This window comes from Ruegeria sp. HKCCD6604 (assembly GCF_013110635.1).
GTDB lineage: Bacteria > Pseudomonadota > Alphaproteobacteria > Rhodobacterales > Rhodobacteraceae > Ruegeria.
Window position 1 is genome coordinate 248,676 of sequence record NZ_WVQW01000006.1, and the last position, 23,487, is coordinate 272,162.

Consider the following 23,487-nt stretch of genomic DNA (forward strand, 5'->3'; position numbering starts at 1 on the left):
TGAAACAACTGGTGATCGGGCGCCATGTCACAAACCGTCAGCGCTGCTTTGGCGCGCAAACTGTCTGTTGGACGAAAAGATCTGGGCGATCGCCCGCGTTCGGTTCTGCGGGCGCTGCGTTTGGGGTTTGCGCGGGCGGCAAGTGATCGATTGAACCTTCCCTTGGCTGTCATCGGGGCAAAACAGGCCAGCCGCACGCAGGATGACATGGTGGAATCAGTCGCTCAGGATTGGCTGATGTTGGTGTTTGACGGGCCCGAGGGGCGCGCAGGGATTTGCCTGAGCCCGCATATGGTGTCCGCCATTGTGCAAACCCAGACCATCGGTGAAGTACTGCCCGGTGATCCTGACCCAAGGGCCTTTACGGATACGGACGCCGCCATGGTGGCGCCATTTATCGAAACCGCTCTGACCTTGACCGCCGGCTCAATAGACGCCGCGGCCGAGCAGGTCTGCCTGACGGGATACGAGTTCGCGGCACGTACGAAAGATTCGCGCGGCTTGTCGTTGGCCATGACTGAAGATGAATACCGCGTCTTCGATCTGACGGTTGATCTGGCCGGCGGGGCGCAGCAGGGACAGATCTCGATCTTTCTTCCAGAGCATCCTGCCACGCCGGAAAAGGCAGAGGAGGGCACGGACCCGGCCGGTCCCCGGCTTGAGCAGGCATCGGGTGTTGTTCGGGCGGAACTGAACGCCGTCTTGTGCCGGATGTCGCTGCCACTGTCCGATCTGTCAGAGATTCAACCTGGATGTGTCTTGCCATTGCGCGGCGCGCGCCTGGACAGAACTGAGATATTGACCATCGACCGAAAGCCAACGGGCATTGGCCGCCTTGGTCAATGTGGTGGGTTGCGCGCCGTTCGGTTGAACGAACATTCGACCCTGCCCGCCTTGTCGGGGGACGAAGCGCAGGGGTTCATCGAAAGCCGAGGGAGAATGCAGCCGCACGATGACCTGGTCGAACCGGTTTCCGGCGCGGTGGATGTCATGCCTCCGGCAATAGAGGACGCGGGTTTGGACCTGATGGACCACGATCTGTCACTGAACGATTCCGAACGGATGGTCGCAGAGATTTCGCAACTGGCTGGCCTTGACGCGGCCGACACGAATCCCAGCACGGAATAGGGTCTAGCCTGCCTTGCTGCGGAAGTGTTCCAGGGCAGGGCGCAGGTTTTCCAGTTGATACCCGGCATTTGTCGTGGCAGCCAGAATGTCGTCCGTGCTCATGCGGTCGCATTGACCAAGGGCCCAGACCACCGAACACCGAGTGCCCGAGGCGCAATAAGCCAGAACCGGGCCATCGCAGCTTTCTGCCAGGTCACGCTGCTGCTTTGCAATCTCGGGCGTCATGGTCTGGTGAGTCAGTTCCAACACCTCGTATTCCATGCCTGCCGCACGGACGGCTTCACCGATCGCGTCGGATTGCATGATCGCGGGAACCTCAACATCGGGCCGGTTGCAGATCACCTTGACGAAGCCTGCCTCGGCAATTGCCGGGACGTCTTCTACAGTGATCTGCGGTGAGACAGCATAGCGGGGCGTGATCGGTCGAATCTCCATGCCAAATCCTTAGGCCGCGTTTGCGGCTCTGTCCAGTTGCGCCCCCAGCGTTGGCGCGATGAACATGCCTGCAACCATCGCAATCAGGAAGACTAGGCCACCCAAACCACCATATGTCAGCGAGGCCATCGCCGGTCCCGGGCAAAGCCCGGCCAAGCCCCAGCCCATGCCGAACAGGACGGAACCGATGACGAGCCTGCGATCAACCTCGGACCTCGGAGGAGGTGGAAAATCGCCTCCGGTCAAGGCCTTGCGCCCAGAGGTCAGCCTCCAGGCCACAAGCATCGGCAGGATGGCGCCGCCCATCACAAAGGCCAGGGTCGGGTCCCAGTTTCCGAAAACATCCAGCCAACCCTGAACCTTGGTCGTGTCCGTCATGCCCGAAACCAACAATCCGGCACCGAACAGGGATCCTGCGAGCAAAGCAATCAAAAGGCGCATCAGATCAACCCCCAAACATGGCGCAGCAGGACGAGGGTCATTCCGCCGGCAAGGATATAGAATACGGTGGCCACGATGCCGCGCAGAGAAAATCGCGAGATGCCACAGACCCCGTGACCCGACGTGCAGCCATTAGCGATACGCGTTCCCACACCGACCAGAAGCCCGGCCACAACAACAAGGCCCAGATTGCTGGTGAGATGCGTTTGGGCCTCGGGGGCGATCAGTGGCCGCAGCAGAAGCGGCATACCGATCAACCCGGCGATGAAGGCCAGGCGTTCGGCTTTGGTGTCGCGGGCCTCACCGTCGACAAGGCCACCCAAAATGCCGCTTGCCCCCATGATCCTGCCATTTCCAAGCAGGTAAACGGCTCCGCCCAGGCCAATCAGCAGGCCACCGCACAACCCCCAGATCCACTCGATGTTCATGTGGGTTTATCCTTTTTTGATTGACTTGACTTGCGTCAGATTTTGTTCACCGGCAGCTTCAGGAATACATCGCCTTGCTCATCAGCAGGCGGCATTTGCCCCGCCCGCATGTTGACCTGCAGGGAGGGCAGGATCAGGCGCGGCATGGCAAGGGTGGCGTCCCTTGCGTCGCGCATTTCCACGAATTCTTCGATGCTGCGTCCTTGTCCGATATGGACGTTCAGCGCTTTCTGTTCGCCTACCGTCGTTTCCCAGGCATATTCATCGCGGCCCGGCGCTTTGTAGTCATGTCCGACAAAGATGCGCGTTTCGTCCGGCAGCGACAGGATTTTCTGGATCGATTCAAACAATGTGGCTGAGGAGCCTCCGGGAAAATCGCAGCGGGCCGTGCCGAAATCCGGCATGAACAGCGTGTCGCCTACAAAGGCGGCGTCGCCTATTACATAGGTCAAGCAGGCCGGGGTATGGCCCGGGGTATGAAGTACATCGCCGCGCATCTGCCCAATGTGAAAACTGTCCCCCTCCGAGAACAAGGCGTCGAACTGGCTGCCATCGCGCTGGAACTCGGTTCCTTCATTGAAGACTTTGCCGAACGTGTCCTGCACTGTGACGATCTGAGCGCCAATTCCGATTTTGCCACCCAGTTCCTGTTGCAAGTAGGGGGCCGCAGACAGGTGATCGGCGTGAACGTGGCTTTCCAGAATCCATTCGACCTTTAGATCGTGCGCGCGCACAAAGTCGATGATTGCGTCAGCCGATTTTGTCTCTGTGCGCCCCGAAGCATGATCGAAATCCAGAACACTGTCGATGATGGCGCAGGCACGCCCTTGCGGTTCATGAACAACGTAGGACACCGTGAAGGTTTGATCGTCAAAAAACGCTTTCACTGCGGGTGTCATGATTTCCTCCGTATCGGTTGTCATTATCATATATGTAAAATGGAATGTGATGCAACATCGAACCTGTGTTTGATGCGCGTCAAGGCATTCACGATTAAATCAGCTTAAACTTTAGCCCATCCGCGCCGGATTGCCGAAAACGCGAATGTGTTGGGCAATATCCCGCACAATTTCAGGTTAATATCAGCGGGTCTTATTCCCGTTACCTATATCTGGGATACTGGCGACACTTGGGAGGGTATTATGACATCGACAAGTCTTTATTCCGAAGCAGAACGGCTTGAACAAGAGCTCAGAAATGCGTGCCTTGATACGCGTTTGGCGCTTCAGCCGAGTGTGAGCAAGGTTGTCGACCGTATGCGACAGCAGGGGATGCAGGTGCCGTCCCGCCTGCGGCGTCTGGATGCAGCCCTGTGCGAAGACGCTATTGAAGCGCAGTTCGATAACCTGCCGATTTGAAACAAGTGGTCATCCAAAGGATATCCCGAGGATGACCAGCATCAATCCAAGGACGGACAGGAACAAAGATGCCAGGTTCCAGGGCAAAACGCCCTGAACGGTCGCGCGCAGTTCGTCGTCTGACAGACCCGCCTTGCGCGCTTTCATCACGCGAAGAATACACCAGATCAGGCCGGCGAGGCCGGTCAGAGAAAGGGCTGCGCCGCCCCAAGTGATGAATTCGAACATGGTGCCCTGCATCTCTTCGTGAACTACCCCCGCGCTTACCGGAACGGATCACGCCGTACAAGTGCGCTTGGGGATTGTGTGGGATTGAGTGCTTGCGACCCGGGCGGCGGCATTGTATCCGGCTTCCTGCATCAGATTTCAGCTCTTGGGACGGACGCGTATGGAAGGCATCACCAAAGATCAGACTGCCGCCAACTGTCGCGTGACTGACGATGAGCCGTGCCAGTTCATCGAACGGTTTGAGGGGCTGGATGCGGTGAATACAACCTGGTGGAACAACGGAAAAAAGCCATGGCCGAGGCTCGGGCACGTCGTTGCTTCTGCCTCTCGAAAACTGTTTTGTGTGTAGCAACCAAAGCTTGAGGCGAATACAGGTGGTATGAACTGTATTCTCTCAGCGGTGATGATCCAGAATTGGGAAGAATTGGATGAGCATGTCGGAAGAAGCAGAAGCAAGTTACAAGGTCACCTCTGGGGAGTTGCGCCAATTTGTTGAGCGTATCGAGCGCCTGGAATTGGAAAAGAAAGACATCGCGGATCAAATAAAGGAAGTTTACGCAGAGAGTAAATCGCGCGGCTACGACGTGAAGGCTCTTCGCAGCATCATTTCTCTCAGAAAAAGAGATAAGGATGATATTGCCGAGCAAGAGGCTGTCATCGAGATGTACAAAGAAGCCTTGGGCATGAACTAAGGCCGGTTCATTGGGAACAGCGTTTCAACCAGCTGCCAACAGCGATGTCTTTTGGAGCCAAGAAAAACGCTGGCCACGGATTGGAACAGAGCACTGCCTCCTAGGGCGAAGACCTCAAATATCGCAGCCCTAGGTGGCAGTGCGGTTATCCTTGAAAAAGAACAACGGGTATTTGGTTTCAATGCCCGTCAGAAATTGCGCCTCCGCACAATGCGTTAAACTGGTGACGCTACCTGTTCTTCGCGCAGGGTCGCCTCAACCGTGTTGTTCGAACACCTTGCGCAAGTAAGTGAAGAATTTTCCGTACTGAATGTTGTTGGCCTGTGCCGTCTTTTTGAACCAAGCCTCATCTTCTTCCAAAACTGAAAGATGCAACTGCCCTACATATTGAGACCTCGGTCTGCCGGTTGTTCGAGTTGGTTTTTCACCCGAAGCAAGGTGCGGTTTGACGAAAATCTTGTGTTCTTCTTCAAGAGCCTGCCGCTCCAAGAGGCGGTTTTCGAGCCTGTTGAGAATTTCAATCATCTGGGCTTCTGTCAGATGAACTTTGTCCGCCATTTAACGGTCCCTTTTTTTGTTTGCCAAGCCCCCAAGGTGTTAGAATTTACCTCAAGATTCAAAGTATACTGTATAGACGACTGGCGTTGTGTGGGCGATTTGTCAAAACATGGCGCATGAAAAAGACGACCCGCTGCTATTGGCATTCTCAAGAGTTTTGCGCCGCTACAGGTTGGCTAAGAAGTTATCGCAACAAGACCTCGCCACTCATGCAAGCAGGAGCATGCAGTACATCTCACTTCTGGAGTCCGGCCACCACCAACCAACGCTTGGGACACTACATCTTCTTAGTGGTGCATTGGGTCTGACGGTTACCGAGTTGGTTGCTGAAGTAGAAAAAGAGGCTGGAATCAACTAATGTTTGACGCGTTCGCTCTCGTTATTCGCTAACTCTGCCCCGTTGCTTACACACGCCCTAAGTTTCAGATTTGGTTTGATCATCTTCGCTGATTGCCAACTCGGCAAGTTTTCGAAGCAGATACCAAACGCTGTTGCGGCGTGTGTGCCCCTTGGTCCATCCAATCTCAGCCTTGCCACCCGGCCTGCTTCGCTTGAGCTACGCAAGGGCTCCGCTCAGCAGGTCTCGACTGCAACCTAGTCACAAGAAAGAAACAGGAACGGATTTTAGATCCAAGCGGCCCGGATCAGGGGGCTGGGTCATACATAAGAATGGGGTAGGTTTCGGGGGCAGGTCAAAGTTTCTACACCTTTGTATGGTTTCGCAAAAGAAATTGGAAAGCACCCTTGAGAACGGCGGTGAGAAAGTCGAACCCGCTCTATCAGCAGTTACTTTTTCAATATCGGGTGGATAGAAATTCTAAAAAGGTGATCATAATTTAAATTTAAATAGAAAAAACCTATCCATTGGAGGCTGGCATCGTGGGTAGTGATGTGACTTTGAAGCAGTTGGCATACTTTGTCGCGTTGACCGAAGCGCGACACTATCGGCGTGCGGCTGAACGCCTTGGCATCAGCCAGCCTTCGCTTAGTCAACAGATCGCCGGGTTGGAAGCCGTGCTCGGTGTCCAATTAGTCGAGCGTGGTCAGCGGGGAGCAATCCTGACCCCAAATGGTCGGGAAGTTCTGGCGCAGGCGCGACGGGTGCTTGAGGAAGCGGAAACGCTTAAGGACTTGGCGCGAGATGCCAGCGCCGGTGTCAGTGGCACCATCCGGTTAGGAACATCTCCCACATTGGGTCCCTATTTCCTCCCGTATGTTATGCGGCACCTACATACGTCTTTTCCTTCACTTAAGTTGATCGTTCGAGATGCAGCACCGCTGGTTCTGCAAGAAGAGCTTCTTCGCGGTCAGCACGATCTAATCCTCACACAGCTTCCGGTACGATCAGCCGACTTGGAGATAGAGCGCCTATTCCGGGAGCCACTAAAGCTGATCGTCGCAAAAGATCATGCGCTGTCGAGCAAGTCTGAAGCCCAAGATGCGGACTTGGCCGGGCAAGACGTCCTTGCTTTGACGTCGACTTATGTGTTGCACAATCAGATTGTCGCTTTGTGCGAGGAATTGGGTGCCAATCCACGGCAAGACTACGAAGGTACAAGTCTTGATGCCTTACGGCAAATGACTGCGTTAAACATGGGTGTCTGCTTTCTGCCTGCTCTATATGTTCGTTCCGAGGTTTCCCCGGACACCGGCGATGTTTCTGTCCTATCGTTTCGCAAGGACCGTTTCACAAGGTCCGTTGGCTTGGTCTGGAGAAAACGTTCAGCGCACAAACGCACTATAGAAATTATAGGAGCCATTTTCCGGTCAGTTGCGCGCGACAAGTTTGCCGATTTGCTGACTCCAGAGTGAGTTGCTAAGCAGCAAGCTTGATCACTTTAGAGTTCTGTTTTGTCTTATCACACATTTCGCTTAGTTGACTAACTGACGCCGGCAAGACCACTGGAACCGATACGCACCTCTGGTCGCCGACCGGACGCGTCGAAAGAAGCGTTGCTGCGATCGATCCTGGCGGATGGACGAAACCTACGTGCGCGGCAAAGGGGAATGGGTCTACTTGTATCGCGCAGTCGACAAACACGGTAAGACTCTTGATTTCATGCTGTCCAAACGGCGGAACAAAGCTGCAGCAACGAAGTTCTTCGCACGTGCGCTTGAGGTAAACGGGCTCCCAAGAAAGATAGTGATAGACGAAAGCGGTGCTAACACCGCCGGTATCAAAGCCGTCAACAGATGTTGAAGGGCTTTGGTTGTCCGATCCCAATCGAGATGGAGAGGTGGAAATTCCTAAACAACATCATTGAGCAAGATCACAGATTTATCAAACGCCGAATCCGACCAATGCTCGGCTTCAAATCTTTTGTATCTGCTTCCGCTACGCTTGGTGGGATTGAAGTGCGCAGATGATCCGAAAGGGTCAGTTCGGACTCGGAATCTGTCCGTGCAAGCAATTTGCGGAACTCGCCAACTAAACACAGCTAGTTTCGAGCCGCATTCCGACTTTGAAAAAGAATGCGACAAAGCCTTTTAATAACATTGTGGAACAGGACCATCGCTTCATCAAGAGACGCACGCAACCGATGCTAGGGTTCAAGGCCCTCGCTTCAGCGGCGACAACGCTTGACGGACTCGAAGTGTCGCACATGGTCCGCAAGGGCCAACTCACGCCCGGCCTCTGCCCACTTCAGCAGTTCGTTGAGCTCGCCACCTGACGCACGAGCGATTGCTGAAACAACTCAATGGGCTTAAATCTTTGCAACAAAACCCCTCAAAACAATGCAACAGTCCCAAGGAAACGTCCGCGCGAAAAATGGGAAGTTGCGACAAATCCCGGTTCGCGCAAGGGGTCGGCTATTTACTGACGATTTCCACGGTATAGGCGCGCCGCACCGAGGCCGGCGGCGGCGGGAAGGGCGCGGCGGCCCGGACCTGTGCCAGTGCGACCTGATCCAGCCGGGACGAGCCCGAGCTGCGGGCGACGCTGACCGAGGCCAGCGCGCCGCTGTCGGCGATGCGAAAGGCCACCCGAACCGAGCCTTGGATGTTCACGCTTTTGCGCCTCGCCCGCAGGATCTTGCGCTTGACCAGACCGGCATAAGTGCTGGCCTCGGCATTTCCCTGCTCCTGCGCGGCGCGGTTCGTCCGTTTCGCCGAGGCCGCCCCCGTCGCCGCTTTGCCGGTGGCGCTGCCCTTTTTGCGGCTGACTGCGGCATTGCCGGTCGGGGTGGGCGGCTTTGGGGGTCGGGCCTGCTGCGGCTGGAGTTTTTGCAGGGTCGGCGTATGGGCGCTCTGCCGCCGGGCCGGGGCCTGCGCCTGCAACCTGGTGGCCGGCTGCGCGCGCGCACGGTCGGCCGGGGCCTCTGGCGCGGTCCGGGCCGGGGCAACGGGTGACTGCTGCGCGGCCGCCGGGGGCGGGGCCATGGTTCCAGCCGCGTAATCCCGGAACGAGGACCCCAGCGCCGCAGGGGCAACCGTGCCACCGCCTTCGACGAAAACCGCCTCGTCCGTGTCGAATTCGAACAGGGCGGCGGCGTGGGTCGCGGCGGCCAGCACGACCAGCGCGGCGGCCATGATGCGGGATTGCGGGATCATGGCAGGCCCCGCTCGGTCACGACGAAGACCCGGTTGGCGCCCAAGGTACGTAGGGCATCGCTGACCTCTTTCAGCCGCACCGCCGGCAAGGCCCGGTCGGGCACCAGCCGCACGGTATCCAATGGCAGGTCGATCGAGGCGCGCTCGACATAGGCCGCCACATCCGTCAGCTCGGCCCCGCGATATTCCAGCACGCCGTCGGCGCGGATGACCAGCGCATCCGGGGGCTCGCGCCTTTCAAGATCCGCCGTCCGCACCAGTTGCACCGACTCGCCCAGAGGCGGCGCCAGCGTGCCTGCGATCATGAAGAAGACCAGCATCAGAAAGACCACGTTGATCAGGGCGATCGTCGGCTCGCGGCCGGGTTTCGTTTTGGGGGTAAGGCGGATCATCCGATGACCTGCGTGCTGAGCCGGGACACGGGCGCAAGGGCGGTCAGCAAGTCGATCAACTGCTGCGCGGTCGCCCCGCCGCCCAGGCTGATCAAGGCCAGCTGGTCGGTTCGGCCGTCGAACCGGGCCGCGACCGCGTCGGGCGCGACTTCGGTGCCGTCGATCAGGATGCGGTCGCGTTCCAGCTTGATGAACCGGATGGGCCGCTGGGCCTGCGCCCCGCCCGCCGCGGCGGTGGTCAGCTCGATCTCGGCGTATTTCGAAAAGGTCGAGGTGAGCATGAAGAACAGCAGCAGCAGAAAGATCACGTCGATCAGCGATGTCATCGACAGGCGCCGGCGCCGCCTTTTGCGGGTTTCAAGTGCCATGGGCCAGCGCCTCGGAGGGCGGGGTGGCCGGGCGTGGCGCGGCGGCGTGGCCGGGGGCAAACACCGTGCGCAGGGCGCGGTTGGCAAAGACCCGTTCGCGGGTCATGCGCGCCTCGAACCAGGTCAGGACCAGCGAGGTGGGCATGGCCACGGCCAGCCCTGCGGCGGTCGTCATCAACGCAACCCAGATGCCGCCGGCCAGCAGCGCCGGATCCACCGCGTTGCCGGCCTCCTGAAGGGTGCGGAAGGCCTCGATCATGCCCAGCACGGTGCCGAACAGCCCCAGCAGCGGCGCAAGCTGCGAGACCATGTCCAGCACGTTCAGCCCGCGTTCCAGCCCGGCAAAACGCGCCTCGGCCTCGGCATCGGCGCGGTCCATCAGTTCCGGGCCGTGCCCGTCCAGCGCCATGGCGACCACCGGTGCCAGATAGCTGCGGCTTCGGTCCAGATGCGCGCGCGCGGTTGCCCGGTCGTTGCGGTCCCAGGCTTCGATGGCCAGCGACAGCTCGACATGCCGCCCGACCCCGGCGGCCTTGTATTGCCACAGCTTGTAGAGGATCAGCGCCATGGTCGCGACAGAGGTCGCGATAAGCACCGCCACGACCGGGCCGCCCAGGTCCAGAATTGCGGTCAGTCTTTGCAGAAACGCATCCATCGGATCATCCAATCAACTCGGTTTCAAGGCGGCTGCGCAGCGTCAGGCCGGACAGGCAGGCATCGGCCAGATCACCGGGATAGGCGCAGTCCTGCACCCCGTTGATCAGGATCCGGCTGATCTGATTGCAGGCAAGGCCGGTGAATTTGAACTGGCGCACGCGGGGCCGCCCGGCGGGCAGGTCCTGGAAATCCAGCAGCGTCAGCAGGGCCACTTCGCCTTGCGCGCCGAACAGCACCGTTTCATAGACGGCGCCGCCGATATCCGCGGGATGGGCGTTTTCGACCACGAAGCTCAGCAGGCAGCCCTGATCTTGGTCCACGGCCGAGCTGAGCTCGATCGTGACGCTGCCCGCTCGCTGCGTGTTCTCGGCACTGGCCAACCCCGCCCCCGCGATGGGGGGCAGGGCCAGCAGGACCGCCCGAACAAGGTGATGCACGGCTTTTGTCATAACGGGTCCTTTCCGTGTGGGTTCAGAAGGTCTTGGCCAGGGTCAGCTTGAAATTCCGGCCCGGCGAATTGCGGGTCGACAGGTTCGGCTGATAGGCCTTGTCAAAGATGTTCTCGATCCCGGCGCGCAGTTCGAACCCGGCCAGTGCGCCCTCTTGCGGCAGATAGGTCGCGCGCAGGGTGTTCACCCCGTACCCGCCCACCGGATCGCCCGAGGAATCGAGCCCCGACTTGGCGCCGAAGATCTCCCAGCTGACATCCAGGGTTTCGCCGAAGCGCTTGCCCAGGGTGATCCGCGCAGAATCCGTGGGTTCATTGCGCCACGGCGATCCGATGCCCGCCGCGTTGAATTCGGTGGCGCTGACGATATTGGCGTTGAAATCGACGTAGAAGCCCGTGGCATGGGCGTAGGAGGCCTCGATCTCGACGCCCTCGGTTTCGACCTTGGACAGGGGCCGTGACGGCCTGCGCGACACGTACGAGGTGATGTCCCACAGATCGGTGCTGTAGAGATTGACCTTGGCGCGCAGGATGTCGCCGGCGGCGAAGATGTCGCCGCGGTCATAGGAAAAGCCGGCCTCCCAGGTGCGGGATTTCTCGGGCTGGGTCATGTAGAGCGGTGTGCCCAGATCGTCGATGATCGGCAGGCTTTTGGTATAGGCCCCGCCCGCGAACACCGCGAAGCCGCTGGCGAATTCGTAACGGGCTGACAGGCCGCCCATCAGCGCGTCGTTGTCATAGCTGGCGTTGAAGGGCGTCGTCGCGTCGCCGTTGCCCTTGATGTCCTGCGTTTCGTACCGCAGCGCGGGCGTCACGGTCAGCTGGTCGCTGAACTGGATGTCGTCGACGGCAAACAGCGCGATGCGGCGGTCGGTGCCGCCTGGCGCTGACGGGGCATCCAGCCGCTCTCGGTCGATGAATTCCACCCCGAACCGCAGATCATGCGACGCCGCCCCGGTCTGGAAATACGCGCTGTTCTTGATCGTCAGCTTGGTGGTTTCGTAATTGTGCGTGGCATCGGCCAGCGCCCGGATGCCGGGGAAGAAGGGCGTTCCCTCCAGGCTGGACGAGCCGGGCACATAGCTGCTGTCGATGGCCTGCTCGGAATAGCTGAGATTGACGTCCAGATCGACCAGATCGTTGCCGGCCGGACGGTACTGATAGCGCAGAACGGCGATCCGGGTTTCGATGTCGCGGTCCACGTTGCCGAAGGCGTCCGCCGTCGTGCCGAAGGAATCATAGGGCACGTCGCGCTCTTCCGAGGTGGACTGGTTCCAGGACGCGGTGATCGAATGTTCAAGATTGTCGCCAAAGCTGTATTTCCCCTTGGCCAGCAGCGAAGGCAGGGTGAAGGCGCTGTTGCCGATCGTGTCGCCGTTCCCGTCCTTCTGATCGTCCTGGTCGCGATAGGTGTAGTTGAACAGGAATTCGGTCTGCCGGTTGGGTTGCCACGCCAGGATCGACGACGAGGCAAAGCCGCTGCCGTTGGAATACCCCTCGAGCGTCTGGCGGAAGCGGAACCCCGGCTCGCCGCCGGTAAAGTCGGACGCGTCCTTGGTTTCCAGCTGAACCACGCCGCCGACGACGCCCGAGCCGTATTCGAAGGACCCCACCGTGCCGCGGATGACCGAGACGCTTTTGTACAGTTGCGGATCGGTGAACAACTGGTTGCCGATCCGGTACAGCTCTTCCGCGCCGGTGGTGGCGCCGTCGACCAGGATCAGAACCTTCTGATCGGTGCCGAAGGTGCCGTTGGCCCCGTATCCGCGGATATTGATGCCCGATCCTTGCGGGGTCGAGCCGTTCACCAGGGTGACGCCGGGAACCGAATCGATCAGCTCGGCCACCGTGTTGGCCTGGCGATCATTGATCTCTTCCTGGTCGATATTCGTGACCGGAACGGATGTGCCGGTCTGGATCTCGCGTTTGCTTTCGCCCAGTTCCAGGGTTCCGAGGAACCCGTCATCCTGTTCCTGCGCCCAAACCATGGACGCCATCAAACCAAGGCAAGAGGCAGTCCCAAGCAGGCCTGCAATATGAGTACGCGCACGCATTTCTGTCCCTTCGAAACAAGTGTGAGGACCGGAGATGCTTGCAGTTCGCTGGCGCTGGTCAGTTTTTTGCTGTTTTTTGGAATCGCCTTTTCGCGACGACTTGTGTTCGTTAATAAAGGTGACTAAAACAGTCAACATAGTTTCGTGCCTTTAATTTCGGCACTGCCAGCAGGACGCTGTTTGCGATCAGCGCCCGGGCCAGCACCCCCTTGGAACCACGAAGAAGACGGGAAACCCGCTATGGAACAGGTGCTTATGGCTCCTCAGGATATTCGTGCTGCCTATGCAGAGAAGACAGGGCAGCGAGACCGCGATTTCGCGGAAGCGCTGGGGTTGAGCGAGGGCCAGCTGGTCGCGGCCTTTGCCGGACAGGGCGTGACGCGGCTGACCCCCGGCCTTGACGGGCTGTTCGGCCAGTTGGCCGGCTTGGGCGAGGTCATGGCGCTGACGCGCAACCCGTCCTGCGTGATCGAAAAGATCGGGCGATACGACAATTACCACAGCGGCCAGCATGCCGCGATGGTGCTGACCGAAGAGATCGACCTGCGCATGTTCCCCGCGCAATGGCGCCATATCTTTGCCGTCGAGCGGGAAACCGAGGCCGGTCTGCGCCGCTCGATCCAGGTGTTCGATGCGGCCGGGGACGCGGTTCACAAGATCATTCTGCGCGATGGCTCGGATCTGGGCCACTGGGGCACGCTGGTTCGGACACTGGCCGCCGAGGATCAGAGTCAGACGATGGCGGTCGCGCCGCGCAAACCGGCCGAAGCGCCTAAAGCCTATGCCGACAAAGCCGACGACCTGCGTCGCGAATGGGCAAAGATGACGGACACGCACCAGTTCCTGCGCCTGACCTCCAAGCTCAAAATGAACCGGCTGGGCGCCTATCGCATCGCGGGCGAACCGCTGGCCCGCGCGGTTGATCCCGCGGCGGTCACCGGCCTGTTCGAACAGGTGAGTGATCAGCAGATCGAGGTGATGATCTTCGTCGGCAACCGCGGCTGCATCGAGATCCACGGCGGGCCGGTGCGGAATCTTCAGCAGATGGGGCCGTGGTTCAACGTGCTGGATCCGGGCTTCAACCTGCATCTGCGCAGCGATCACATCGCCGAGGTCTGGGCCGTCGACAAGCCGACCCAGCGCGGCCCGGCGATCTCGGTCGAAGCCTTCGACGCGGACGGCGCCCTGATCCTGCAGATCTTCGGGCGCCGCACCGGCGAGGCCGATCATCGCCCCGCCTGGGATGCGCTGGTGGCCGCGCTGCCCGGCCCGGCCGATACCGGAGCGGCATGATGCGGGGCCTAGTGACACTCTGCGCGGCTTTGCTGATTTCGGCGGCGGCCGCGCAGGCCGAGAGCAAACGCGTGATCGCCATCGGCAGTTCGCTGACCGAGATCGTCCATGCTCTGGGCCAGCAGCACCGGCTGGTCGGCCGTGACCGCAGTTCGACCTGGCCGCCCGAGGCCGCAGATCTGCCCGATGTCGGGTATCGCCGGTCCCTGTCGCCCGAGGGCGTGCTGTCGGTTGCGCCCGACCTGATCCTGGCGCTCGAGGGGTCGGGCCCGCCCGAGACCATCGCGGTGCTGCAAGAGGCCGGCGTGGATTACGTCACCATTGCCGACGAATTCTCGCGCGATGGCGTCATCGACAAGATCCGCGCCGTGGGTGTCGCGCTGGGGGTCGAGGCCGAGGCCGAAGCCCTCGCGGCCGAAACCGCACGCCGGCTGGACCGGGCGCTGGCCGAGGCGCCCGACGCGCAGGACGCGCCGGTGAACGTGCTGTTCCTGCTTTCGGCTCGGGGCAGCGAATTTGTCGTCGGCGGGGCCGAGACCCAGGCAGACACCATCATCCGGATGGCCGGAGGCAAAAACGGGGCCGCGGATGTGACGGGTTTCAAGACGATGACGCCCGAAGCCATGGCCGCCACCGCGCCGGACGTGATCCTGATGATGGAGCGCCAGGGCGAGCCGACCATCTCGGATGAAGAGCTGTTCGCGCTGCCCGCGGTCCGGCTGACTCCGGCGGGGCGGAACCGGGCGCTGATCCGGATGCCCGGCGCCTATCTGCTGGGCTTTGGTCCGCGCACCGCCGACGCGGTCATGGATCTGTCGGCCGCATTGCGAGGCGTCAGGGGCTCATGACGCTGGCACTGGACAACGGCGCGCCACCGACCGCCGCGGCCCGCAGGTCGCGGGCTGCATGGGTGACCCTGGCCCTGATCGGCCTTCTGGCCGTGACCAGCGTGGCCAGCATCTCGGTCGGCGCGTCCGAGGCCTCGTTGAAGATGGCCGTTTCAGATCTGCTGCATGGCCAGGGTCTGTCGGATCTGAATCGGATCGTGCTGAGGGACATCCGGCTGCCACGGCTGGCGATGGGCATCCTGGTCGGGGCGGCGTTGGCGGTGTCGGGCGTGGTTATGCAGGGGCTGTTCCGCAACCCGCTGGCGGATCCGGGCATTGTCGGCGTCAGCGCGGGGGCGGGGCTGGGCGCGATCACCGCCATCGTCTTCGGCAACCTTCTGCCCGCCGCCGTTCTGGCCTGGGTCGGCAGTGGCCTGGTCGCGGTTGCCGCCTTTCTGGGCGGCTGGGCATCGGTCCTGATCCTCTATCGCGTTTCGACGCGTCAGGGGCAGACCTCGGTGGCCACGATGCTGCTGGCTGGCATCGCCCTAGCGGCTCTGTCGGGCGCGGTGTCGGGGGTCATGGTGCATGTCGCCGACGATCAACAGCTGCGCGATCTGACCTTCTGGGGCATGGGGTCGCTGGCCGGCGCGACCTGGACCAAGGTCGCCAGCGCCGCGCCTCTGATACTGGCGTCGATCCTGTGCGCGCAGCGTCTGGCCCGCGCCTTGGATGGCCTGGCCATGGGCGAAGCGGTGGCGCATCACATCGGTATTCCGGTGCAACGCAGCAAGAACATCGCGATCCTGACTGTGGCCGCCGCCACCGGCGCGGCCGTGGCCGTGTCGGGTGGGATCGGGTTCATCGGCATCGTCGTGCCGCATCTGCTGCGGCTGGGCACCGGCCCCGATCACCACCGGTTGCTGGTGAATGCGGCTTTGCTGGGCGCCGCCCTGCTGCTGGCCGCCGACATGATCAGCCGGGTGATCGTGGCCCCGGCCGAGCTGCCGATCGGCATCGTCACGGCCATTCTGGGCGCGCCGGTGTTCTTCTGGATCCTGCTGCGCCGCCACGGATCGATGGGAATGTGAATGATGAAAGCTGAAAATGTCAGCGTCCGCATCGGGCGCAAGCAGATCCTGCGCGATGTGGATTTCCTGGCCGAACCCGGACAGGTCACTGCGATCATTGGGCCCAACGGCTCGGGCAAATCCACGCTGCTTAGGGCGCTGTCGGGCGACATCCCGTACACCGGCCGTATCACCTTGAACGGTCAGGACATCGCGGCCCAGCAGCCCTGGGAACTGGCGGCGATGCGGGGCGTTCTTCCGCAATCCTCGGCCGTCGCCTTTCCCTTCACCGCGCTGGAAGTCGTACGCCTGGGCCTGCCCGGCGGCCTGGCCGACGGCGACGACGCCTTGCCGTCGCGCGCGCTGGCGCATGTCGATCTTGCGGGGTTCGAGCCGCGCTCGTACCAGAACCTGTCCGGCGGCGAGCAGCAACGCGTGCAGCTCGCGCGCGTTCTGACCCAGGTCTGGAGCTCGGTGCGGCGCGACCGGCCGCGCTGGCTGTTGCTGGACGAACCCGTAGCCAGCCTGGACATCGCGCATCAGTTCACGGTTCTGCGCATCGCGCGCGAATTCGCCGATCAGGGCGGCGGCGTCGTGGTCGTGATGCATGACCTGAACCTGACCGCATTGTTCGCCGACAAGGTCTGCGTGCTGTCGAACGGAAAGCTCTGGCGCACCGGCACGGTTTCAGAGGTCTTGACCGACGATGTGATGCGGCAGGTCTATGGCATCGATCTGCCGGTCAGCACCCTGCCCACAAGCGGCGTTCCGTTCATCCTGCCGCAGGCGCGGGTGCCCTAGCGCCCCGGCCAGACCTGCACCACCGGATAGGAGGGTGCGTCCCGGGGGCCTGCTCGGCCGCATCGGCTGTGTTGAAGGCGATCCGGTAGAACAGGAAGGTCGCGTCGGGGTGCTCGGTTTCGCGATCGGCCCGGCCCAGCCACCTCTGGCTTTCGGGTGTTTGCTGAGATCGCAGGATAAGTGTGATTGGTAAGACGCTTACTCTGATCGTTCCAAAATTTTGCAACACAACCGGCGCTTTGTCGCTGCGCAGCATATTCCGGAATTCCGACTTCACTCTTCCCCACGATTGTCACGCTTTCGGCAAACCTGGTCACTATACTACGGTGGCGGTTTAACCGTGAGTGAGTGTTTTCAGTACGTTCTGTGCTCCGGGGTTGAAAGTCCCTGGGCGAAATTCAGTTGGTTTGGGCGTGTCACTTCGACCTTCAAGCAGGATGCGTTTGTCGTACTAGAGGATACGCAGATGCAGGGCGACCATCTGATTGCACAGGTTCGACATGATATCCATGGCGACTTCAGGAATGCTTGGGTGATCTCCTTCAAGCGCCGCCTATGCAGATTTCACGGTGCTCTCAATCCCCTGGGCAATCACGATGCCGAATTCGCCCAACGTGCTGCGTAGCGTGTTGCTGAGCTGTGTCCGTTGCCGCACGACAAGATCGCTGGCTAGGTTCTGGACCTATTGATTTGGTTGCCGCTTTCCCGCCTACGTGATTCATGTCCGTGAGTTTCAGGGGTATAACATGAGCAATCTATTCTGGCTGACCGATGAGCAGATGGCGCGGCTTCAGCCTTACTTTCCCAAGAGCTATGGTAAGCCGAGGGTTGATGATCGACGCGTACTGAGTGGGATTATCTTCATCAACCGCAATGGGCTGCGTTGGTCCGATGCGCCTCGCGAGTATGGTCCGTCAAAGACGCTGTACAATCGCTGGAAACGATGGAGCGATATGGGTGTGTTCGCTCGGATCATGAACGGGCTGGCTGCGGAGGGAACCGATCAGAAGACCATTATGATTGACGCAACCTACCTCAAAGCGCACCGCACGGCTTCCAGCCAGAGGTTGAAGAAGGGGGGCGTGGCAGGCTGATAGGGCGCGCCAAGGGTGGCATGAATACGAAACTGCACGCCGTTACTGACAGCCTCGGACGCCCCATCCGCTTCTTCATATCCGCTGGCCAGGTGAGCGTTTACACGGGCGCCAGGGCTCTGGTAAATAGTCTACCATCGGCTGACTGGCTACTGGGAGATCGAGGCTATGACGCAGACTGGTTCCGCGAAGCCCTTAATGACAGGGGAATAAAAATGACAGGGGAATAATGCCCTGTATCCCAGGTCGAAAGTCACGCGACAAGCCTGTCCGATACGATAAGCGCCGCTACAAACGACGCTACCGCATTGAAATCATGATCGGACGCCTGAAGGATTGGCGGCGCGTCGCCGCCCGGTATGACAGATACCCAAAGGTATTCCTCTAGGCCATCGCTCTCGCTGCTACAGTCCTATTCTGGCTGTAAATCAATGAGTCTGGAGCCTAATAGCAACCAAGTGGAACATTTGGGTATTAGCGCATTGCTGCAGGGCATGGCGCATGTGCCGGGCGCAATCTTAACCGCCACTGAAGCATTCGAAGTCGTCGTCGATCACGATGACCCAGCCGCTGCCCAAGCGGATAGGGCATTGAACGACGTCGTGAGAACAGTACTTCTCCCCCGCATGGAGGAAGATCCGAACGCGCTGGTCTCTGCATTGACTAAAGCACTCCAATAGCGTTGCCACTTTGTAAGGTGGACTTTGATGCCGTTCGCCGCATTATCGAGATAGTCTGTTTCTTTACCCTGGGCGGCAGTCCGGAAGCGGACATTCGAAGTAGGTGCAGCAATCTGCTGGTTTGGGCTCAATTCAGTCGACCTTCGCTGCTTCCCGTGCCTATGACTGGAGGCAGCCCGAAGCGGACCTTCGCAACCAAGCTTTGCTAACTCCGAAATACACAACGAAACGGCCAGTTGCAGAGGTTGTATCGGCGGTGGCAACCAACCATTCATGTCGTCGACTAACCTGTTCAACGTCGCACTACAACTTCTCCGAACTGATCCCACGAGGACCTAATCTTCGAAGCGTTCATTTGGCTCGACCACATTTACTTGCTTCGGAACTTGGTCGGTGTCATTCCGGTCTGACCTCGGAAAAAGCGAGTGAAATGGGACTTGTCAGAATAGCCGAGCATCAGTCCGATCTCTGCAATTGTCATCTGGTTTTGTTTGAGGTGCTCCTTGGCGACATCGATACGCAGCCGTTTGATTTCGCGCGGTAGCGTTGTGCCTTGTTTTTGAAGCGCTTTCAGAAACCGTTCCGGTTGTATTCCCAGCATTCCAGCCACCATCTCTGGTCCCAAATCGGTTTCATCCAGTTTGTCGCGTAAGACAGATCGCAAAGCTGCCACCACGGTTACTTCTTCATCTTGTCGAAGTGATGCTATGGGCTTGGCAGAACCCTCAGAGACGTGGTGCAAAAACAACCATTCCACAGGAAAACTAATTTGCATTCCGGGATCAGTCCCAAGGCCAACCTCGATCCCTTTGTAGTCGATAGGTAGCCCATTGATGTATCTGCTTTCCCATCGCACACGGGAAGAGTCCCAGGACTCTCCGACGACGGTCTGCAATAGGCGTACATAGATTGCGGCACCAAAACCGGTCACCTGAATGGGTGGGACGGTTGGTTCCTGTTGCCTCTCGATACGATAAGTCGCTTTGTCTGCTTCAATGACAAGGCTGTGCCGCACAGAATTGGACTCCTGCGGCACGAGCTCAACAAAGCGGGTAAAAAACTCGAACAGCGTTTTTGTAGATTGCAAGGCTTGAGCGAAGGGCGGCCATCCTTGTAGGTCAAACGCTTCCCCTACATTCAGTCCTAGGTATCGATCCCCTGATACTTCTGAGAAAGCATTTACCAAGCCGTAAACCAACTCGGAGTGAACGAACACGGATGGGTTAGTCATCAGTTCAGCTTTCAAGCCGACCTGATCCAATGCTGGTTGCGGATTGATCTTACGTTCGGTGAGATATTGCAGAAAGGGAGCGGCTAAAGAGAGGCGAACAAAGCCCTCGCTATGCTCTCGGGAGGTGGAGTTGAAAGGCAAGCTCATAACCCTTGTTGGATTAGCTTTAAGAAGTGGCCATTTTTGCAGTCACATTCGTACATCCTAATTCAAAAGGGGCAACCGAGCCAATGAATTCCAGACTATAGTTGGCAAAACATGAATATGAAGGGAGTACTTATGTCCGGCTTACGAATGTCTCTTTGCTCGACGGCAATTGTCGCGGCAGTTCTTTCTTTTTCGGCGACCGCGCAGGCTCAGGATCAAGAAGAACCCCAAACGCTGTTTACCAACGTGCATGTCTTCGACGGTGTGAATGAGCAACGCATTGAAAATGCCAGTGTTCTGGTCGAGGGCAATCTGATCAAGTCCGTCTCAACCGATGCCATTGATGCGCCGAGCGCGACGGTTATCGACGGCGGTGGGCGCACTCTGACACCGGGCTTTATAGAGAATCACGCGCACCTGATGCTCATGGGGCCATCGATTGCCGAGATGGAAACCAACTCGACCTGGGAGGATTTCGCCATCCACGGGACCCGGATGGCCGAAATGTACCTGATGCAGGGCTTCACGACCGTTCGCGATGCCGGGGGCGCTGGCGGCGGGCTGCGGCGCGCAATTGACGCCGGCCAGATCGTCGGCCCCCGCTTTTATCCTTCCGGGGCATTTCTCGGAACACGTGGTGGTCACGCCGATTTCGCATCCTTCACATCTCCGCCGGGTGGGGTGACCAACTTTGGGACTCTGAATATGGCCCAACAGGTCAACGGTGTTGACGAAATTTACATGTATGGCCGCAACAACCTGCGCATGGGTGCCACGCAATTGAAGTTCATGCAATCAGGTGGGGTGATTTCGGCATTCGATCCATGGCAGTTGCTCGCCGGTTCGAAAGAAGAGATCGAGGCCGCTGTTCAGGTTGCCAACGAGTACGGCACCTATGTCATGGCACATTCCTACCGCAAAGAAGCGATCATCAATGCCCTGAATGCAGGGGTCAGAACCATTGAACACGGATTTCACTTTGACTGCGAGATTTCTGCTTTGATGAAAGAAAAAGGAGCGTACATCACGACGAACATCACAGCATTTGATCCAGGCCTACTTGATGTTCCTTCCGTGAAAAACAACCCCAACAGTTTGAGGAAGGCCAAATCGGCCTCGGCGACCTTCGAAGCCTACATTCCAAGTATGAAGGAATGCCCGGCGCCGCGCGGTTTCCAAACCGATTGCGTCGGCTCGGTCGAAGCGTGCAACATCCAGATCGCCTACGAGAAACATCTGAATAACCATTTCTTCGGCCCCTATGCGTCGATGGTAACCCTAACTTCGGTAGGTGGCGAGATCGCGGCACTTAGCGGTGATTTCATGAACCCCTATCCGGAAGGCAAACTGGGTGTGATCGAAGAAGGCGCCTATGCCGACATCCTGCTGATAGACGGCAACCCCCTCGAAGACTTCTCTGTCGTTGGAACAGGCGATCAGTGGTTCGGTGCGGACCCGAGGCCGGACAGCCCGGAAACAATCCGCCTGATCATGAAGGACGGTGTGATCTACAAAAACACACTGGATTGACCAGATAAAGCAGCCGGAGAGGATTCATGCGAAATTGGTTTTGTTCCGCAGTATTCGCAGGGTTGGTTTTGTGCGGATATGATGCTGCGGCGACGCCTGGAACCGCGTTGGACTGGGCAGACCTGCCAGATCCGTCTGCGCAGGTCTTTGATGACCCCTATCGTGATCTCAGCCCCGAACAGTTCGACGATGTTCTTTTCGTTGTGCGTATACGCGGCAGGTTGCAGCAGGACGGTGGTAGTGAAGACGAGCGGCAAAAGTGGCAAATGCTTCTGACCGAGACTGAGGATGCTTTGGCAGCTAATGGAATTGATGTCGACTGGCTACTCGGTCAGCGGGAGGTTGTAACGGAACGTCGAAGAAAGGCTGGCACGAACGGAAATCCGGAATTCGACGGTCAAACAATCACACTGGCGGGCTTTGCCATTCCTGCTCCGAATGATCCGGACGGGAGGCCTGTCGCGTATTTGGTGCCCGAACGAGGGATGTGCAGTCATATGCCTCCACCTCCGCCTAACCAGATGATCCGTGTGCGGTTGAACGGGGACTGGGCGCCTAGCTATTTCCACGAACCCGTTCGGCTGACAGGCACGCTGACTATCGATCCTTCTGTTCAGAATATGATGGTTGTGGATGGTCTCATGCCTATGAATGCGACTTTCCAGCTAGAGACGGAACGTGTCGAAACTCTGGAAACCGAGGCAGACAGGTTGGAATGGAAGCAGCGTGCTGCAGATCGCATCCGCGCGGCGGGAAATCGCAAGACCAGTGGGGCAAGGGCGTCTGAATGATAAGACTTTTGGTTGCCGCATTGAGCATTGCATTTGCTGGCGCAGCGTCGGCTCAGGGACTATCCGGGCCATCTTCAGTCGAAGCCGATCTTGCGCCCGGAGACGGGCTCACCGATCCGCAATATCGTTCCGATTTTCCACGCAACATCGCACCGGGTTGGTTTCAGTGGAAAGACCGACTGGCTGAGGGTGGTTTTCGGTTCAACATTGACTACCTGGCATTGGGCCAAACCACGGATGCTGATCTGGGAACCGGCGAAGCAGCCAGCGGAATTGCGCGGTTCTACGGCAGTTGGCAGGCAACTGAACGGGGGTCTCTGACATTCAAGATCGAAGACAGGCACAGTTATACTGACGTTGCTCCGCAATTTCTCGGGCTGGATGGCGGAGCCCTTTCAATCACGGGAACAGCCTTCAATGACAACGGTTTGCTTCTGACCAATTTGTTCTGGACCCAAAGGGCTGAGAATGGGTCGTGGGCGCTGCAAGTCGGCCAGATTGATGTAACGGACTTTGTGGATATCTACGGGTTGGTAAGCCCCTACAGTGGTTTTCAAAACCTGTCTTTCAATACCAACCCGACAATCAACACGCCCAACCAAGGCCTTGGTATTGCCGGTGGGGTAAAGCTGAGCGAGAACCTCTACGCCGTTGCCAGCGTATCAGACGCAAACGCCGACCCGTCCGATCCAAACTTTGATGTGTTTAGCGACGGCAATCTCTTCAAGTCGCTCGAACTTGGGTACACGTCCGGCTTTGATCGCATCTACTTCGACAATATCCATCTGACCCTCTGGCATGCGGATGCGGCTGACGATGGCAGTCGAGCAGAAGATTACGGCGCAGCGTTTTCCGCCGCATGGTTTGTTGACAATAAATGGATGCCGTTCTTCCGTGCAGGGGCCTCGAAGGGAACCGCAGCGCTTTATGAACGGTCGATTTCTGCCGGTCTCGGTTACTATGGTCGCAACACCGATTTGGCCGGTCTGGGCCTAAACTGGGCCGAAGCAAGAGGCATAGATGGCGATCAGTTCACGCTTGAAGCTTTCTACCGCTTTTCAATCTCACCCGGACTGCAGATCACGCCATCGGTACAATTCATTTCCGACCCGCTTCTAAATCCCGATCAGGACCGGATTACCCTGTTCGGTCTAAGAACCCGGATCGTTTTCTAATGCGGGGTGAAGGCAGTCACTAAGGGGTGTGCCAAAGGGCAACTAAGAGAGATCAAGCGCGTGCCGGAATTTTCAACGCCGGTCGAATGAAGTTGGGAAGCAAAGGAAC

Annotated in this window: 27 protein-coding genes and 2 pseudogenes; 16 read left to right on the forward strand and 13 right to left on the reverse strand. The window is 58.9% G+C overall.

Annotated features, from left to right (window positions below; genetic code table 11):
* Positions 1-24 precede the first annotated feature (24 nt).
* Positions 25-1,128, forward strand: coding sequence for a FliM/FliN family flagellar motor switch protein (locus tag GS614_RS15580; protein WP_171117660.1), 1,104 nt, complete (start codon positions 25-27; stop codon positions 1,126-1,128).
* A 3-nt stretch (positions 1,129-1,131) separates the two neighbouring features.
* On the opposite strand, the gene GS614_RS15585 is transcribed toward GS614_RS15580, so the two are convergent.
* From GS614_RS15585 to GS614_RS15600, 4 genes are read right to left on the reverse strand one after another with little or no spacing between them, the layout of a single operon-like run.
* Positions 1,132-1,563, reverse strand: a complete 432-nt coding sequence (locus GS614_RS15585) for a TIGR01244 family sulfur transferase (protein ID WP_171117662.1) — start codon at positions 1,561-1,563, stop codon at positions 1,132-1,134.
* A 9-nt stretch (positions 1,564-1,572) separates the two neighbouring features.
* The gene (locus tag GS614_RS15590) at positions 1,573-2,004 is read right to left on the reverse strand and encodes a DUF6691 family protein (RefSeq protein WP_171726742.1); all 432 of its coding nucleotides are present in this window, start codon (positions 2,002-2,004) and stop codon (positions 1,573-1,575) included.
* A complete protein-coding gene (locus GS614_RS15595) occupies positions 2,004-2,432 on the reverse strand; it encodes a YeeE/YedE family protein (RefSeq protein ID WP_152457359.1) in 429 nt (142 codons plus the stop codon). Before GS614_RS15595 ends, GS614_RS15590 begins: the two co-directional genes overlap by 1 nt.
* 35 nt (positions 2,433-2,467) lie before the next feature.
* Positions 2,468-3,331, reverse strand: coding sequence for an MBL fold metallo-hydrolase (locus GS614_RS15600; RefSeq protein ID WP_152457360.1), 864 nt, complete (start codon positions 3,329-3,331; stop codon positions 2,468-2,470).
* A 243-nt stretch (positions 3,332-3,574) separates the two neighbouring features.
* Between GS614_RS15600 and GS614_RS15605 the strand changes: the two genes are divergently transcribed.
* Positions 3,575-3,790 (forward strand): hypothetical protein, encoded by a 216-nt coding sequence (locus GS614_RS15605; RefSeq protein ID WP_171363751.1) that lies wholly within the window; start codon positions 3,575-3,577, stop codon positions 3,788-3,790.
* Positions 3,791-3,799: 9 nt separating this feature from the next.
* Here GS614_RS15605 and GS614_RS15610 read toward each other — a convergent pair whose 3' ends face one another.
* Positions 3,800-4,018: a hypothetical protein gene (locus tag GS614_RS15610; protein ID WP_171117671.1), complete on the reverse strand. Its 219-nt coding sequence runs from the start codon at positions 4,016-4,018 to the stop codon at positions 3,800-3,802.
* Between the two features lie 428 nt (positions 4,019-4,446).
* Here GS614_RS15610 and GS614_RS15620 point away from each other — a divergent pair, with 428 nt between their 5' ends.
* A complete protein-coding gene (locus GS614_RS15620; RefSeq protein WP_152457363.1) occupies positions 4,447-4,710 on the forward strand; it encodes a DUF2312 domain-containing protein in 264 nt (87 codons plus the stop codon).
* A gap of 255 nt (positions 4,711-4,965) precedes the next feature.
* On the opposite strand, the gene GS614_RS15625 is transcribed toward GS614_RS15620, so the two are convergent.
* Positions 4,966-5,268 carry a hypothetical protein gene (locus GS614_RS15625; protein ID WP_171726744.1) on the reverse strand — a complete coding sequence of 101 codons (303 nt, stop codon included), beginning with the start codon at positions 5,266-5,268 and terminating at the stop codon, positions 4,966-4,968.
* 109 nt (positions 5,269-5,377) lie between these two features.
* On the opposite strand from GS614_RS15625, the gene GS614_RS15630 reads away from it, so the two are divergent.
* The 4 genes and pseudogenes from GS614_RS15630 (at position 5,378) to GS614_RS15645 (ending at position 7,940) form a co-directional block, all read left to right on the forward strand.
* On the forward strand, positions 5,378-5,626 hold the full coding sequence (locus GS614_RS15630; protein ID WP_171170708.1) for a helix-turn-helix domain-containing protein: 249 nt from the start codon (positions 5,378-5,380) through the stop codon (positions 5,624-5,626).
* A 521-nt stretch (positions 5,627-6,147) separates the two neighbouring features.
* Positions 6,148-7,080, forward strand: coding sequence for a hydrogen peroxide-inducible genes activator (locus GS614_RS15635; protein ID WP_216601187.1), 933 nt, complete (start codon positions 6,148-6,150; stop codon positions 7,078-7,080).
* A gap of 97 nt (positions 7,081-7,177) precedes the next feature.
* Positions 7,178-7,700 (forward strand): annotated as a pseudogene (locus GS614_RS15640) (IS6 family transposase); the annotation flags it as partial.
* 30 nt (positions 7,701-7,730) lie between these two features.
* Positions 7,731-7,940, forward strand: coding sequence for a DDE-type integrase/transposase/recombinase (locus tag GS614_RS15645; protein WP_305851979.1), 210 nt, complete (start codon positions 7,731-7,733; stop codon positions 7,938-7,940).
* A gap of 139 nt (positions 7,941-8,079) precedes the next feature.
* Here GS614_RS15645 and GS614_RS15650 read toward each other — a convergent pair whose 3' ends face one another.
* From GS614_RS15650 to GS614_RS15675, 6 genes are read right to left on the reverse strand one after another with little or no spacing between them, the layout of a single operon-like run.
* Positions 8,080-8,820 carry an energy transducer TonB gene (locus tag GS614_RS15650; RefSeq protein ID WP_171726746.1) on the reverse strand — a complete coding sequence of 247 codons (741 nt, stop codon included), beginning with the start codon at positions 8,818-8,820 and terminating at the stop codon, positions 8,080-8,082.
* Complete coding sequence (locus GS614_RS15655; protein WP_171726747.1) at positions 8,817-9,212, reverse strand: biopolymer transporter ExbD; 396 nt, start codon at positions 9,210-9,212, stop codon at positions 8,817-8,819. The genes GS614_RS15650 and GS614_RS15655 overlap by 4 nt, the downstream gene beginning before the upstream one ends.
* The gene (locus tag GS614_RS15660; RefSeq protein ID WP_171726748.1) at positions 9,209-9,580 is read right to left on the reverse strand and encodes a biopolymer transporter ExbD; all 372 of its coding nucleotides are present in this window, start codon (positions 9,578-9,580) and stop codon (positions 9,209-9,211) included. Before GS614_RS15660 ends, GS614_RS15655 begins: the two co-directional genes overlap by 4 nt.
* The gene (locus tag GS614_RS15665; protein ID WP_171726759.1) at positions 9,570-10,235 is read right to left on the reverse strand and encodes a MotA/TolQ/ExbB proton channel family protein; all 666 of its coding nucleotides are present in this window, start codon (positions 10,233-10,235) and stop codon (positions 9,570-9,572) included. Before GS614_RS15665 ends, GS614_RS15660 begins: the two co-directional genes overlap by 11 nt.
* Before the next feature lie 4 nt (positions 10,236-10,239).
* Positions 10,240-10,686: a hypothetical protein gene (locus GS614_RS15670; RefSeq protein ID WP_174830535.1), complete on the reverse strand. Its 447-nt coding sequence runs from the start codon at positions 10,684-10,686 to the stop codon at positions 10,240-10,242.
* A 22-nt stretch (positions 10,687-10,708) separates the two neighbouring features.
* Complete coding sequence (locus tag GS614_RS15675; RefSeq protein WP_253285389.1) at positions 10,709-12,673, reverse strand: TonB-dependent receptor domain-containing protein; 1,965 nt, start codon at positions 12,671-12,673, stop codon at positions 10,709-10,711.
* Between the two features lie 306 nt (positions 12,674-12,979).
* Here GS614_RS15675 and GS614_RS15680 point away from each other — a divergent pair, with 306 nt between their 5' ends.
* The 6 genes and pseudogenes from GS614_RS15680 (at position 12,980) to GS614_RS15705 (ending at position 18,504) form a co-directional block, all read left to right on the forward strand.
* On the forward strand, positions 12,980-14,032 hold the full coding sequence (locus GS614_RS15680; protein WP_171726750.1) for a hemin-degrading factor: 1,053 nt from the start codon (positions 12,980-12,982) through the stop codon (positions 14,030-14,032).
* Positions 14,033-14,043: 11 nt separating this feature from the next.
* Positions 14,044-14,880, forward strand: coding sequence for a hemin ABC transporter substrate-binding protein (locus GS614_RS15685; protein WP_371809405.1), 837 nt, complete (start codon positions 14,044-14,046; stop codon positions 14,878-14,880).
* Entirely contained in the window at positions 14,877-15,950 is a 1,074-nt protein-coding gene (locus tag GS614_RS15690; RefSeq protein WP_171726752.1) for an iron ABC transporter permease, read from the forward strand. Before GS614_RS15685 ends, GS614_RS15690 begins: the two co-directional genes overlap by 4 nt.
* Complete coding sequence (locus GS614_RS15695; protein WP_171726753.1) at positions 15,951-16,730, forward strand: heme ABC transporter ATP-binding protein; 780 nt, start codon at positions 15,951-15,953, stop codon at positions 16,728-16,730.
* Positions 16,731-17,476: 746 nt separating this feature from the next.
* Positions 17,477-18,212 (forward strand): annotated as a pseudogene (locus tag GS614_RS15700) (IS5 family transposase).
* 43 nt (positions 18,213-18,255) lie between these two features.
* Positions 18,256-18,504: a hypothetical protein gene (locus tag GS614_RS15705; RefSeq protein WP_171363761.1), complete on the forward strand. Its 249-nt coding sequence runs from the start codon at positions 18,256-18,258 to the stop codon at positions 18,502-18,504.
* 370 nt (positions 18,505-18,874) lie between these two features.
* Here GS614_RS15705 and GS614_RS15710 read toward each other — a convergent pair whose 3' ends face one another.
* Positions 18,875-19,882, reverse strand: coding sequence for an AraC family transcriptional regulator (locus tag GS614_RS15710; protein WP_170357373.1), 1,008 nt, complete (start codon positions 19,880-19,882; stop codon positions 18,875-18,877).
* A gap of 132 nt (positions 19,883-20,014) precedes the next feature.
* Between GS614_RS15710 and GS614_RS15715 the strand changes: the two genes are divergently transcribed.
* The 3 genes from GS614_RS15715 to GS614_RS15725 are packed head-to-tail and all read left to right on the forward strand — an operon-like array spanning position 20,015 to position 23,378.
* A complete protein-coding gene (locus GS614_RS15715; RefSeq protein ID WP_170337131.1) occupies positions 20,015-21,412 on the forward strand; it encodes an amidohydrolase family protein in 1,398 nt (465 codons plus the stop codon).
* Between the two features lie 26 nt (positions 21,413-21,438).
* Positions 21,439-22,203: a DUF3299 domain-containing protein gene (locus GS614_RS15720; protein WP_170417276.1), complete on the forward strand. Its 765-nt coding sequence runs from the start codon at positions 21,439-21,441 to the stop codon at positions 22,201-22,203.
* The gene (locus GS614_RS15725; protein WP_170337128.1) at positions 22,200-23,378 is read left to right on the forward strand and encodes a carbohydrate porin; all 1,179 of its coding nucleotides are present in this window, start codon (positions 22,200-22,202) and stop codon (positions 23,376-23,378) included. The genes GS614_RS15720 and GS614_RS15725 overlap by 4 nt, the downstream gene beginning before the upstream one ends.
* Positions 23,379-23,487 lie beyond the last annotated feature (109 nt).

Excerpts from the sequence above, each read along its gene's own strand:
- GS614_RS15580 (WP_171117660.1), top strand. The coding sequence starts at position 25 with ATGTCACAAACCGTCAGCGCTGCTTTGGCGCGCAAACTGTCTGTTGGA.
- GS614_RS15585 (WP_171117662.1), bottom strand. The coding sequence starts at position 1,563 with ATGGAGATTCGACCGATCACGCCCCGCTATGCTGTCTCACCGCAGATC.
- GS614_RS15590 (WP_171726742.1), bottom strand. The coding sequence starts at position 2,004 with ATGCGCCTTTTGATTGCTTTGCTCGCAGGATCCCTGTTCGGTGCCGGA.
- GS614_RS15595 (WP_152457359.1), bottom strand. The coding sequence starts at position 2,432 with ATGAACATCGAGTGGATCTGGGGGTTGTGCGGTGGCCTGCTGATTGGC.
- GS614_RS15600 (WP_152457360.1), bottom strand. The coding sequence starts at position 3,331 with ATGACACCCGCAGTGAAAGCGTTTTTTGACGATCAAACCTTCACGGTG.
- GS614_RS15605 (WP_171363751.1), top strand. The coding sequence starts at position 3,575 with ATGACATCGACAAGTCTTTATTCCGAAGCAGAACGGCTTGAACAAGAG.
- GS614_RS15610 (WP_171117671.1), bottom strand. The coding sequence starts at position 4,018 with ATGTTCGAATTCATCACTTGGGGCGGCGCAGCCCTTTCTCTGACCGGC.
- GS614_RS15620 (WP_152457363.1), top strand. The coding sequence starts at position 4,447 with ATGAGCATGTCGGAAGAAGCAGAAGCAAGTTACAAGGTCACCTCTGGG.
- GS614_RS15625 (WP_171726744.1), bottom strand. The coding sequence starts at position 5,268 with ATGGCGGACAAAGTTCATCTGACAGAAGCCCAGATGATTGAAATTCTC.
- GS614_RS15630 (WP_171170708.1), top strand. The coding sequence starts at position 5,378 with ATGGCGCATGAAAAAGACGACCCGCTGCTATTGGCATTCTCAAGAGTT.
- GS614_RS15650 (WP_171726746.1), bottom strand. The coding sequence starts at position 8,820 with ATGATCCCGCAATCCCGCATCATGGCCGCCGCGCTGGTCGTGCTGGCC.
- GS614_RS15655 (WP_171726747.1), bottom strand. The coding sequence starts at position 9,212 with ATGATCCGCCTTACCCCCAAAACGAAACCCGGCCGCGAGCCGACGATC.
- GS614_RS15660 (WP_171726748.1), bottom strand. The coding sequence starts at position 9,580 with ATGGCACTTGAAACCCGCAAAAGGCGGCGCCGGCGCCTGTCGATGACA.
- GS614_RS15665 (WP_171726759.1), bottom strand. The coding sequence starts at position 10,235 with ATGGATGCGTTTCTGCAAAGACTGACCGCAATTCTGGACCTGGGCGGC.
- GS614_RS15670 (WP_174830535.1), bottom strand. The coding sequence starts at position 10,686 with ATGACAAAAGCCGTGCATCACCTTGTTCGGGCGGTCCTGCTGGCCCTG.
- GS614_RS15675 (WP_253285389.1), bottom strand. The coding sequence starts at position 12,673 with ATGGTTTGGGCGCAGGAACAGGATGACGGGTTCCTCGGAACCCTGGAA.
- GS614_RS15680 (WP_171726750.1), top strand. The coding sequence starts at position 12,980 with ATGGAACAGGTGCTTATGGCTCCTCAGGATATTCGTGCTGCCTATGCA.
- GS614_RS15690 (WP_171726752.1), top strand. The coding sequence starts at position 14,877 with ATGACGCTGGCACTGGACAACGGCGCGCCACCGACCGCCGCGGCCCGC.
- GS614_RS15695 (WP_171726753.1), top strand. The coding sequence starts at position 15,951 with ATGATGAAAGCTGAAAATGTCAGCGTCCGCATCGGGCGCAAGCAGATC.
- GS614_RS15705 (WP_171363761.1), top strand. The coding sequence starts at position 18,256 with ATGAGTCTGGAGCCTAATAGCAACCAAGTGGAACATTTGGGTATTAGC.
- GS614_RS15710 (WP_170357373.1), bottom strand. The coding sequence starts at position 19,882 with ATGAGCTTGCCTTTCAACTCCACCTCCCGAGAGCATAGCGAGGGCTTT.
- GS614_RS15715 (WP_170337131.1), top strand. The coding sequence starts at position 20,015 with ATGTCCGGCTTACGAATGTCTCTTTGCTCGACGGCAATTGTCGCGGCA.
- GS614_RS15720 (WP_170417276.1), top strand. The coding sequence starts at position 21,439 with ATGCGAAATTGGTTTTGTTCCGCAGTATTCGCAGGGTTGGTTTTGTGC.
- GS614_RS15725 (WP_170337128.1), top strand. The coding sequence starts at position 22,200 with ATGATAAGACTTTTGGTTGCCGCATTGAGCATTGCATTTGCTGGCGCA.